This window comes from Leifsonia sp. Root112D2 (assembly GCF_001424905.1).
In the GTDB taxonomy this organism is placed as follows: domain Bacteria; phylum Actinomycetota; class Actinomycetes; order Actinomycetales; family Microbacteriaceae; genus Root112D2.
The window spans coordinates 1,379,680-1,391,487 of sequence record NZ_LMCU01000001.1; the positions used below are offsets into that span (position 1 = coordinate 1,379,680).

Below are 11,808 nucleotides of genomic sequence, written 5' to 3' on the forward strand. Positions count from 1 at the left end.
TCGGTGACGAAAATGCAGGGCAGCGTTCGCCCACGAAGGAGCTCTTCCGTTATGCATCAGAAGTCCGCGCCCGTCTCGGCTGAGACCCGGCGCCACCCACTCTTCAGGCTCAGTGCTATCGCCGCCATCGCGGCGGGGGCACTGGGCCTTTCCACTCTCGTGGCGGCGCCCGCGTTCGCGGCCGATGTCACGAACACCATCGCCCAGGTGCAGGGCACCGGCGATGCGAGCCCTCTCGTCGGCAAGACCGTCACGGTCGAGGGTGTCGTCACCGCCGACCACACCGTGGGCGGCTACAAGGGCATCTACATTCAGACGCAGGGATCGGGAGGGGCCTCGGATGCCACGCCCGGGGCATCCGACGCCGTCTTCGTCTATCTGAACAACGCCACGACGGATGCCGCGATCGGCGACCTCGTGCGGGTCACCGGAGCGGTCAGCGAGTACTTCGGGCTCACGCAGATCACCGCATCGGCAGCCGGCGCGATCGAGATCGTCACCGCCAAGGTGGGCGTTCCCGCAGCGACGCCGCTGCCCGACACCGTGCGCGGCACCGACCGCGAGCCGTTCGAGAGCATGCTCGTCGCGCCCACCGGCACCTACAAGCTGGCCTCGAGTCACCAGCTCTACAACTTCGGCACGCTCTGGCTCTCCGCCGGTGCGGACCCGCTGGTCAAGAGCACCGAGACCACGCGCCCCGGCGCCGACGCGAATGCGATAGCCGCCGCGAACCGGGCAGATCGCCTCTTCCTCGACGACGGCTACAGCATCCAGATCTCCAACAAGCTGCACACGGGAGACCAGCCGTATTTCACGAAGAACACCGTCGTGCGCAACGGCGACACGGTCGACTTCCCCAAGAACCCGTACATCCTCTCCTACGGCTTCGACGACTGGCGGCTGCAGCCGACCGTGCCCATCGACGACGCGAGCTCGGCCGACTACAAGCCCACCTTCGAGGCGACGAACCCACGCCCGGATGCCGCGCCGAGCGTCGGCGGCGACTTCGCCGTGGCCTCCTTCAACGTGGAGAACTACTTCACCACGCTGCAGAGCGAGAACTCGCTCGCCCGCGGCGCGAAGACGGCCGCCCAATTCGCGATTCAGAAGTCGAAGACCGTCGCGGCCATCAACGCCCTCGGCGCGAACATCGTGACGCTCGAAGAGATCGAGAACGCCGTGCACTTCGGCCTGCCGGTGGACACCTCACTCGCCGACCTTGTCGACGGCCTCAACGCCGCCGCCGGTTCGGATGTCTGGGCCTACGTGCCCACCCCGGCCCCGTTGCGTGACGCGGTCGCCACCACCGACGTGATCATGACGGCGATCATCTACAAGAAGGCGGCGGTCACCCCCGTTGGCGACAGCAAGACCGTCATCGACGAGACCGTGTGGAGCAACGCCCGCGAACCCATCGCGCAGACCTTCACCGACGGCGGCAAGACCCTCACGGTGGTCTCCAACCACTTCAAGTCCAAGGGCGGCGGAACCGGTGACGAGCCGGCCGACGGCCAGGGCTTCTTCAACGCCGACCGGGTGGCGCAGGCGAAGTCGGTGCTGGGCTTCGTCAGCCAGCTGAAGGCATCCAGCGGCAGTAATAATGTGCTGCTGCTCGGCGACTTCAACGCCTACTCCAAGGAAGACCCGATCGACGTGTTCACCCAGGCCGGCATGGTCGACCTGGTGCCCGCGAAGACGAAGGGCCAGTACACCTACAGCTTCGACGGCGAAGTCGGCGACCTCGACCACGCCATAGCGACGCCCGAGTTGGCGAAGTCGGTCGCGGGCGCCGGGGTGTGGGACATCAACGCACCCGAGTGGTCCGATCGCGGCTACGCCTTCGGTGCGGCCGAGGCCGGCACGCCGTTCCGCGCCAGCGACCACAACCCGATCAAGATCGGTATCACCGAGAAGGATGCCCCCGTCGCCATCGACGTGCTGTCGATCAACGACTTCCACGGGCGTCTCGAGGCGGGCGGGGCATCCGGCGGTGCAGCGGTGCTCGCGGGCGCCGTCGACAAATACCGTGCAGCCAACCCGAACACGCTGTTCGTGTCGGCCGGCGACAACATCGGCGCCTCCACCTTCACCTCATTCATTCAGCAGGACAAGCCCACGCTCGACGCGCTGAATGCCATGAAGCTCGACGTGACGGCGCTCGGCAACCACGAGTTCGATAAGGGCGTGAGTGACATCAAGGATCGCGTCATTCCCGACTCGACGTTCCCGTACCTGGCTGCCAACGTCTTCGACAAGGCGACGGGCAAGCCCGAGTTCGACCAGTATTTCGTCAAGACGGTCGACGGCGTGCGCATCGGCTTCATCGGCGCCGTCACCAACCAGCTGCCGTCACTTGTGACGCCTGCAGGAATCGCGAACGTCGACATCAAGGACGTCACGGCCTCGGTCAACACGGTCGCCGATCAGCTACGCGACGGCGACCCGGCGAACGGCGAAGCGGATGTGACGATGCTGCTCGTGCACGACGGCGCGGCAACCCCGGCGCTCACCGACTCCACCGGCGACTCCGAGTTCGGCGACATCGTGAACGGTGTCGACGCCAATGTGGATGCCATCATCTCGGCACACACGCACCAGCTGTACAACCACGAGATCGCCATTCCGGGAACGGACCGCACCCGGCCCGTTCTGCAGTCGGCCAAGTACGGCGAGGATTTCGGTCACACGAGCCTCACGGTCGACCCGCAGACGAAGAAGCTGCTCACCATTAAGAGCGAGGTGCTGCCGCTGAACGACGCGAGTGGCAAGGCGCTGTACCCGGCCGATGCGGCCGTGGCGCAGATCGTGACCGACGCGGTTGCCGTGGCGAAGGTGGAGGGTGCCAAGAAGGTCGGCGACATCACGGCCGACTTCAACCGGGCCCGGCAGAGCGACGGCTCGGAGAACCGGGGCGGCGAGTCCACCCTGGGCAACTTCGTGGCCGATGTGCAGCTGTGGGCCGCCAAAGACAAGGGCGCAGAGATCGCGTTCATGAACCCCGGCGGCCTGCGTGCCGACCTGCCGTACGCATCCAGCGGTGCGGGAGACCCTGACGGCAACGTGACGTACCAGGAGGCGGCGGGCATCCAGCCGTTCGCCAACACCCTGGTCACCGAGACGCTGACCGGGGCGCAAATCAAGCAGGTGCTCGAGGAGCAGTGGCAGCCCGCCGGATCGAGCCGGCCGTTCCTCAAGCTGGGCGCATCCGCTTCGCTGACGTACACGTATGACCCGAGTGCGGCTGCCGGATCGCACATCACGCACGTGTATCTGAACGGTAAAGAGGTCGCCGACGGCGACAGCCACACCGTGGTGGTCAACTCGTTCCTGGCTTCGGGCGGCGACAACTTCGCCACCCTGGGCAAGGGATCGGGCCAGGCCGACACCGGCAAGGTCGACCTGCAGGCGATGGTCGACTACTTCGTGGCGAACCCGACGGCCAGCCCCGACTACGCGCAGCGCGCGGTCGGTGTGAAACTGTCGGCCCCGGCTGACGGCAAAGCCTATGCCGCCGGCGAGAAGGTGACGGCGTCGCTCTCCTCACTGTTGTTCAGCGCCGGGGAGCCGGCCGCCACCTCGGTCGAGCTGAAGATCGGCGACACGGTCGTCGGCTCGGGCACCATCGACCCGGCTATCGTCGACACGACCGACGAGGTGGGGCGCGCGAGCGTCGAGGCCACGATTCCCGCCGGGCTCACGGGCGCGCAGCAGCTGACAATTGCGGTTGCCGGCACGGGCACGTCGATCGCAGTGCCGATCACGATTGCGGATGCGACGCCTCCGGTCGAGAAGGCCGCCAGCGTCACCGTGGGCCTGCCGAGCAAGCTGTTCGCCAACCACAACTCGACGCTGCACTACACGGTGAACGTCTTCGCCGCGAAGGGCGCGACGGCCACGGGAACTGTCACCATCTTCGACGGTAAGAAGGCCATCGCCACGGTGAACCTGACCGCGAAAGACAAGGGTCACGCCAAGGTGAAGCTGCCGAAGCTCTCGCGCGGGGTGCACGTGCTGAGCGCGAGCTACGCGGGCAGCAACACCGTGAAGTCATCGAAGGCGCTGCCGCTGCCGGTCGTGCTCTGGTAGCTCGTCACGCCGGTTGAGGAGAGGTCGAGGAACGAGGCCTCGTCTCGAAACCTACCCGCGCGGCAGGTTTCGAGACGCTCGTTCCTCGCTCCTCAACCAGCGGACTCTTCCCGGTCGGCCATCTTCTGCAGGCGGGCGTTGTACGCGGTGAGGTCGGCATCACCGTCGCGGTCGGCTTGGCGGTCGAGCCGTTTGGCGGTGCGCTCGTCTGACTTCATCCAGCGGTAGGCCACGCCCAGCGCCACGAGCACCATGGGTATCTCGCTGGCGCCCCAGGCTATGCCGCCACCGGCATGTTGATCGGCCAGCAGCGCCGCGACGTTGGTCTGCCCGAGTGCGCGCCACCAGTCGAGGGCCAGCACGTCGCTGCTCTCCATGAGCGCCACCCCGAAGAAGGCGTGAAAGGCGAGCGTGGCCAGCAGCGTGATGAGCAGCATCGGATACGACGGCCGCTTCGGCCCCGGATCCACCCCGATGAACACCCAGAAGAACAGGTAACCCGACGCCAAAAAGTGGAACATCATGAACACGTGGCCCACGTGGTCCTGCTCGGCCCACTGGAACGCTGGCGAGTAGTAGAAGGCGATGAGGCTGCCCGCGAAGATGATGCCAGCGACGGCCGGCCGCGCAAGAAACGCGAGAAAGCGCGAATGCGTGAGCAGCAGCATCCATTCACGGATGCCCCTGCTGCCGTCGTGCCTGGTCGGCAGCGTGCGCAGCGCCAGCAGAATCGGCCCGCCGAGCACCAGCAACGGCGGGGCGAACATCATCAAGCCCATGTGCTGAACCATGTGGCTGGAGAAATGGATGAGCCCGTAGACGAAGGCGCCGCCGCTGGTCACCCAGACCAGCACAACGCATCCGGCAAGCCAGGCGATCACGCGGTAGATCGGCCAGCGGTCGCCGCGCCGTCGCAGAATGATGACGGATGCCACGTACCAGGCTGCCATCACGACGATGAGGCCCAGCCACATCCAGTCCCAGTGGAATGTCGTGAACATGCGCGCGAAATTCACGGGCGGCGGATACGTGAAGCCAAGCAGGCCGTCGCGCGCGAAATTGCCCGTCAGTGGCGCCTGCGAAACCGGGGGAGGACTCTTGGCCAACCCCACCGAGATGCCGATGGCGAGGGCCATGAAGACCACCTCGGCGGTGGCGAAGCGCAGGAACAGCCTGCGATTCATCGGGTCGGCACGCAAAGAAGGAATGATGCGTTTGCGCTGGAAAGCGCCGAACAGCCCGAGCACGATCAGAATGGATGCCTTCGCCACGATGAGCAGGCCGTACGGCGCAAGCAGATCGGCGAAGGTGCCCAGTCGCAGCGCCGAGTTGACGATGCCGGAGAAGGCCACGGCTCCGAACGCCCAGGCGGCGAGAGCCGAATAGCGTGCGACGGCGGTGCCGAAGCCTTTGTTGATGGTGCGCCGCAGCACCAGGATGCCGGCGAGCCCGCCGACCCACACGGTCACGCCCACGAGATGGATGGCCAGGCTGTTCACCGCGTTGTCGTGCTCGAGCGAGCCCGCCGCGTGCCCCGAGAGGGCAAGCGGCAGCAGCGCGAAGAGCGCGAAGCCTGCGGCGAAACCGACGGTGGTGAGCCGGCGGGCGACGAGCGCGATAATCACGGCGACCAGAATGCACAGGGCCGAGACCACGAGCGACTGACCGAGCGCCACGTTGATCAGAAACGTGCGGAAGGTGCTGGCGAACAGCGGGTCGCCGACCGGCACGCCCGAGATCTGGATGCCGCTGAGAATGATCACGATGACCGCGGCGACGAACCACACGATGCCGGCGATTGCCGCCCAGCGCACAGCCTTCCACTGGGAATGGCCTACCTCGCCGTGCCGCTTCGTCTGGCCCGGCAGCACCGTGGCGGCGAGCACGAGCAGGCCCACCGTCGCGGCGGCCGCGATGTCGTGAATGGTGCGCACGATCGGCAGCCCGTAGGTCACCAGATCGCCCGGGTTGTACAGCGCCGTTCCCGTCGAGAACGCGCCCGTGAAGGCCATGCCCAGCAGGGTGAGCGCAACCGCCGCAGGCACACACAGCGCGAACACGAGCGTGATGACGCTCAGCTGTGGCATGCGAAACTCGGGCGGCGTGGTCTGCGTCGTCTCGACCTCGTCTGTTATCGCCATGTCATTCCTCATCCGGATGCCACGGCCGGGCATCCTTCGGTCGCCGCCGGGCCGTCACCAGCACGACCACGATCGCTATCACGGCGAGAGCGACGATGCCTCCGGCAATGCCGACGACGATTCCGAGGTTGCCGTCATTCGCCGTCGTTCCCGATGCCGGCGCGGCGGTGGCCTTCGAGGTTCCGGATGCGCCCGCCCCGCACGCGGGTCGGCTCGCGCTGCCCTTCGCCTCGGCAGTTCCGGCCGGAGGCTCATAGCTGAACTGGAGGGACTTCGAGCTCTGGCTCGAAACGGTGTGACCGTCCGCAGACACGATCTGCCACTCGACCGTATATGTTCCCGGTGCGCCGAGCGCGACGGGCACGGTGACAACGCGACCCTCCGTGCTGGCGCAGGCGGTCTCGAAGTGCCGGGCCGCGGCATCCGGACCGGTGACCTGCACGATGGAGGAGGTGCCGTTGCCCGACAGGTCGAGCACGATGTCGTCGAAGGTGAGCGACACGCTGTGCAGCGGCGTGCTCACGGTGCTGCCGGCCGCGGGCGAGCTGTCGACGAGGTAGTCGTGCGCCGAGGCGGCGGATGCCGGGGCCAGCGCGAGCGCACCGGCGAACGCCAGCGCGGCGAGGCTCGCGAGAAGCCTGCCGCGTGTGGCGTGGCGAGCGGTTGGGGCTGGCCCCGACACGGCTACTTGCCTTCCGGGTTGCGCGGCGCCGTGGATGCCGCGGAGGCTCCGGATGCGCGTCGACGCGTGAGCGCGAATACCGCGACGACGAGGGCAATCGCGCCGAGCGCGATCCCGCCGATGCCGAGCCCGATCGCGACGCCATCGGTGGCCGAGGTTGCCGACGTGGCCGACATGCCCGACGTGCCTGAGGTGCCCGGCGTAGCCGTCACGCTCGGCGCCGTGCTCGCCCCGCCCGACGCATCCGCGCTCGGCGGCGTGTCATTGATGTACAGCGTCGGTGCCGGGTGCTCCGGCTCCTTACCCGAGGCGGGCGTCTTCTGGTCCCAGTCCACGACGGTTCCGTCGGAGTACGTCTGGTGCGCGGGCAGCAGGACGCTTCCCGTGTCGGGAACCGGACCGGCCGAGATAGTGAACTGCTGGAACTGCGATGGGGCGATCTGCACGCCCTTCTCGGCGGTCCAGATCACCTTCGTCGCGGCCTCCGTGATGGTCGCGGTCGCCGTCTTCACCGGCTTGGCGAGTTTCTCGGTGACCACCTGGGTGCTCCAGCCCGGTACCGGCTGGTACGAAACCGAGCTGAACGGGGTGTCCGTCGGCAGGTCCACCTCGAGCTTCACGGTGCCGGCGGTTGCTGACTCGGTCGGCACCTTGAAGGTGAGGGTGGCGTAGCTGCCGGCCGCGGCCGCATCGGGATTGACCCGAACGTGGGCGCTCGCGGCGAGCGGGGCGGCCAGGGCGAGCGCGGTGGCGGCGCCGAGGGCGACGGCCGCGCGGGCGATGGTTGTCTTGCGCATAGTGATATACATTCTTCCTTCCCGTAGCGGGCGCATGGCGCGCGCTACGGGTACGTGGATGTGCGGCCGCGAGCGGTGCTCGAAGCCGAAATTGTTGGTCCGGCTCCTGAAACTGCTGCAGGGCCGACGATCAGGCGAAGGCGAGCCGCGTGGGCGGGCCGCGGTGGCGCATCCGCCCGATGAGCACGGCTGCGTCGCGCAGCGGAATGAGACGAACAACGACGGGGGAGCCGAGGGCTACATCGAGCGGCACGGGTGCGACGGATGCCACGAATCGGGTCACCTGCACCCGGGCACGTTCGCGCAAGCCCCAGAACGCGCGCTCGCCGTAGCGCAGCATGAGCACGGTGAGAAGCGCGGCGGTGGCGTGACCCAGCCACATCGTGGAATCGGAGGCGAACAGGCTGTGCTGGTGCGCATCCGCGGTGCCGCCTGCGGTCAGGGCCGAGATGTCGATGTGGGTGACGTGGTGTGCGTGCGCGGCCGTTCCGATGATCACCGGGCCGGAGCCGCCGAGGCCGAAGAGCGCGTGGAACAGAAACTGGCTGAGGGCGACCGACACCGTCAGCCGCCACAGTGAGAGGGACTTTCCCGCGAGAAGAATGCAGGCCATCGCCGAGAAGGAGAGGGCTATCGCGAGGCCGACCATTCCGGGCGTCTCGCCGCCGGATGCCACGTGGAACAGCGCCGCCACGAAGGTCGCGAATGCGGCCGCGAGCCACCCACGGGCGAAGCGCGCCCAGCGAGTGCCCATGATGCTCCCTGCGGATGTCTCTGCTGATGTCAGCGGTACGCCTCCAGCCTACGCGGTGCGCCGCCGTCGGCAGTCGCGCCTTATCCACAGGCCGGGCTCTCCACAGCGCGGCGGCCGGCGGGCTGAACCGTCAGGGGCGGCGGCTACCATTGCCGGGTGAGTTGGAACGCGGATATCCCCTTTGACCCGGATGAGTTCGAGCCGCCGCCCGACGAGTTTGAGGGCTACGCGCCGCCACCCGACGATGCGTGGGCGGGCGAGCCCGTCGGTGCGGTGGGCCGCGCAGCCGAGCGGGGCGCGGCATCCGCTTCGCATCGCCCGGTGCCCAAGGCCGCCACGTCGAAGCACTCCACCGCGCTCGAGGCTCTGCACACGGTCTTCGGCTACGACTCGTTCCGGGGCGACCAGGCCGCCGTCATCGAACAGCTGGTCGGCGGAGGCGACGCCGTCGTGCTCATGCCCACCGGCGCGGGCAAGAGCCTCTGCTACCAGATCCCCTCGCTGGTGCGCGAGGGCACGGGCATCGTCGTGTCGCCACTCATCGCCCTCATGCAAGACCAGGTCGACGCGCTCACCGCCGTGGGCGTGCGCGCGGCATTCCTCAACTCGACGCAGGATTCTGCCAGCCGCAGCCAGGTCGAGCGCGCCTACCTCGCCGGCGAGCTCGATCTGCTCTACGTCGCCCCCGAGCGGCTCTCTTCCGAGGCGACCAAGGCGTTTCTGGCGCGGGGAACCATCGCGCTGTTCGCCATCGACGAGGCGCACTGTGTCTCGCAGTGGGGCCACGACTTTCGCCCCGACTACCTGGCACTCTCCGAACTCGCCGAGCGCTGGCCCGAGGTGCCGCGCATCGCCCTCACCGCCACGGCAACCGAGGCCACGCATGCCGAGATCACCACGCGGCTGAAGCTTCAGGATGCCCGCCACTTCGTCGCCAACTTCGACCGCCCCAACATTCAGTACCGCATCGTGCCGAAGCTGGAGGTGCGCAAGCAGTTGCTCGACTTCATCCGTTCTGAAGAAGCGCAGACACCCAGTGCAGGCATCGTCTACGCCCTCTCCCGCAAGACCGTCGAGCAGACGGCCACGTTCCTGCAGGCCAACGGCATAGCCGCGCTGCCCTACCACGCGGGTCTGGATGCCGCCACGCGCGCCCGCACACAGTCCCGCTTCCTGCGCGAAGACGGCATCGTCGTGGTGGCCACCATCGCGTTCGGCATGGGCATCGACAAACCCGATGTGCGCTTCGTCGCGCACATCGACCTGCCGAAATCCGTCGAGGGCTACTACCAGGAGACCGGCCGCGCCGGCCGCGACGGCCTGCCGTCAACCGCATGGTTGGCCTACGGCCTGCAGGATGTCGTGCAGCAGCGCCGCATGATCGACCAGTCCCCGGGCGACATCGCCCACCGGCGCCGCATGTCCGCTCATCTGGATGCCATGCTCGCGCTGTGCGAAACGGTGCAGTGTCGCAGGGTGAACCTGCTGGGATACTTCGGGCAGGCATCCGAACCGTGCGGCAATTGCGACACCTGCATCAACCCACCCGAGGGCTGGGACGGAACCGTGCCGGCGCAGAAGCTGCTGTCGACCGTCGTGCGCCTCAAGCGCGAGCGCGGGCAGGCGTATGGCGCGGGGCAGCTCATCGACATTCTGCGCGGCAAGACCACCCCGCGCACCACGCAGTTGGGCCATGAGACGCTTGCCACGTGGGGCATCGGCGACGACCTCAGCGATCAGGCGTGGCGTGGCGTGGCCCGCCAGCTACTCGCCCAGGGCGTGCTCGCGGCCACCGGCGACTATGGCACGCTCGGCATCACGCCGGTGGGTGCCGAGGTGCTCGGCGGCACGCGAACGGTGATGCTGCGTCGCGAGCCGGATCGCCCGGAACGTGCGTCGCGCTCGGCGCGCAAGGCCGTGGCATCCGCCGATCTGCCCGAGAGTGCGCTGCCGCTGTTCGAGGCGCTGCGGGCCTGGCGTGCGGAGACCTCCCGCGAGCAGGGTGTGCCCGCGTACATCGTCTTCGGCGATGCCACGCTGCGCGCCGTCGCCGCCGAGCGGCCGGCCGCACTCGCTGCGCTCGACGGCATCACGGGCATCGGCGCGAAGAAGCTCGAGGCCTACGGCGAGCAGCTGCTCGCCGTGGTCGCCGCGCAGGCCGTCGACGCGTAGCGGCGGGATGCAGCGGCGTCAGGCGCCGCCGGTGCTCTGGCGCACGATCAGCGTGTGCGGCGCCACCACCTCTTCGGCCTCCGAGTCAGGCGAGTCGATGCGCGCCGCAATGCGCGCGACAGCGTGGTGAGCTATGAACGGGGTGTCCAGCGAGACCGAACTCAGCGTGGGCCGCGAATACCGGCCCTCCTCGATGTCGTCGATGCCGACGATGGCGACGTCTTCCGGCACACGCAGGCCGGCGTCGAAGACGGCCTTCAGCGCACCCAGGGCGAGCAGGTCCGAGTAGCAGAAGATCGCATCCGGCCGCGGGTCGACCGCAAGCAATTCGGTGGCCGCCGCATAGCCGTCGGCGCGGTGGTACTGCACTGCCGTGCGCATGAGTCGGGCATCCGCCTCAATGCCGGCGGATGCGAGAGCGTCCAGATAGCCCGCCGTGCGCAGGTGCGGGGTGGCGTAGTTTTCGAAGGGCTGTTCGCCGATCGCGGCGATGCGACGGCGGCCGATGTCGATCAGGTGTTGCGTGGCATCCCGCGCGGCCTGCTGGTTGTCAATCGCGACATGGTCGTAGCGGCCGTCGAACTGGTGCTCGCCGAGCAGAACGAGCGGCATCGTGGTCTTGTCGCCCATGGCCAGGAGTTCGGCCCGGGTGACGAGGGGGCTGAACAGGATGCCGTCGAACAGCATCGTGCGATCGCCGCCGGTGAGCAATTCCCGCTCCCGATCGTGATCATGCCCGGTCTGGTCGATCATCACCCGGTAACCGACCTCGGCGGCGGCCGTGATGACATCCCTCGCGAGTTCACTGAAGTACGGCACATCGATTTCGGGCACGATGAGCGCGAGCATCCCCGTGCGACCGGTGCGCAGGGTGCGCGCCACCGGGTTGGGGCGATAGTCGAGTTCGGCGATGGACTCGAGCACCTTCGTCCGCATCTTCTGGCTGACATGCTCGTAGCCGCTGACGACATTGGATACGGTGCGCATGGAGACCTTGGCGTGGTCGGCAACATCCTTGAGCGTTGCCGGCGGGGTCATGACCGATCTCCTCGTTCGCAGTGACAGACGTGGGATCAGCATAACGTTTGCAACGTGCGCAAATGTGAGTTACTATTTTGCACACGTTGGCAAATAGGACCGAGTCCGCGCCAGCATCACCCGACTCGGACCCGAGAT

Annotated in this window: 7 protein-coding genes; 2 read left to right on the top strand and 5 right to left on the bottom strand. The window is 67.7% G+C overall.

Annotation, left to right across the window (positions count from 1 at the left end; all coding sequences use genetic code 11):
* Window positions 1-51: 51 nt before the first annotated feature.
* Window positions 52-4,086, top strand: coding sequence for an ExeM/NucH family extracellular endonuclease (locus ASC63_RS06400; RefSeq protein ID WP_055810917.1), 4,035 nt, complete (start codon window positions 52-54; stop codon window positions 4,084-4,086).
* Between the two features lie 92 nt (window positions 4,087-4,178).
* On the opposite strand, the gene ASC63_RS06405 is transcribed toward ASC63_RS06400, so the two are convergent.
* From ASC63_RS06405 to ASC63_RS06420, 4 genes are all read right to left on the bottom strand, one after another.
* On the bottom strand, window positions 4,179-6,227 hold the full coding sequence (locus ASC63_RS06405; protein ID WP_055810919.1) for a cytochrome c oxidase assembly protein: 2,049 nt from the start codon (window positions 6,225-6,227) through the stop codon (window positions 4,179-4,181).
* Between the two features lies 1 nt (window position 6,228).
* Entirely contained in the window at window positions 6,229-6,909 is a 681-nt protein-coding gene (locus ASC63_RS06410) for a copper resistance CopC family protein (protein ID WP_055810921.1), read from the bottom strand.
* A 2-nt stretch (window positions 6,910-6,911) separates the two neighbouring features.
* Window positions 6,912-7,706: a YcnI family copper-binding membrane protein gene (locus ASC63_RS06415; protein ID WP_055810923.1), complete on the bottom strand. Its 795-nt coding sequence runs from the start codon at window positions 7,704-7,706 to the stop codon at window positions 6,912-6,914.
* A gap of 130 nt (window positions 7,707-7,836) precedes the next feature.
* Window positions 7,837-8,460 (bottom strand): hypothetical protein, encoded by a 624-nt coding sequence (locus tag ASC63_RS06420; protein WP_055810925.1) that lies wholly within the window; start codon window positions 8,458-8,460, stop codon window positions 7,837-7,839.
* A gap of 156 nt (window positions 8,461-8,616) precedes the next feature.
* On the opposite strand from ASC63_RS06420, the gene recQ reads away from it, so the two are divergent.
* Complete coding sequence (gene recQ, locus ASC63_RS06425; protein WP_055810926.1) at window positions 8,617-10,632, top strand: DNA helicase RecQ; 2,016 nt, start codon at window positions 8,617-8,619, stop codon at window positions 10,630-10,632.
* Window positions 10,633-10,650: 18 nt separating this feature from the next.
* On the opposite strand, the gene ASC63_RS06430 is transcribed toward recQ, so the two are convergent.
* Complete coding sequence (locus ASC63_RS06430) at window positions 10,651-11,670, bottom strand: LacI family DNA-binding transcriptional regulator (RefSeq protein ID WP_055810930.1); 1,020 nt, start codon at window positions 11,668-11,670, stop codon at window positions 10,651-10,653.
* Window positions 11,671-11,808 lie beyond the last annotated feature (138 nt).

Coding starts and splice junctions, on each gene's coding strand:
- ASC63_RS06400 (WP_055810917.1), top strand. CDS start 52: ATGCATCAGAAGTCCGCGCCCGTCTCGGCTGAGACCCGGCGCCACCCA.
- ASC63_RS06405 (WP_055810919.1), bottom strand. CDS start 6,227: ATGGCGATAACAGACGAGGTCGAGACGACGCAGACCACGCCGCCCGAG.
- ASC63_RS06415 (WP_055810923.1), bottom strand. CDS start 7,706: ATGCGCAAGACAACCATCGCCCGCGCGGCCGTCGCCCTCGGCGCCGCC.
- ASC63_RS06420 (WP_055810925.1), bottom strand. CDS start 8,460: ATGGGCACTCGCTGGGCGCGCTTCGCCCGTGGGTGGCTCGCGGCCGCA.
- ASC63_RS06430 (WP_055810930.1), bottom strand. CDS start 11,670: ATGACCCCGCCGGCAACGCTCAAGGATGTTGCCGACCACGCCAAGGTC.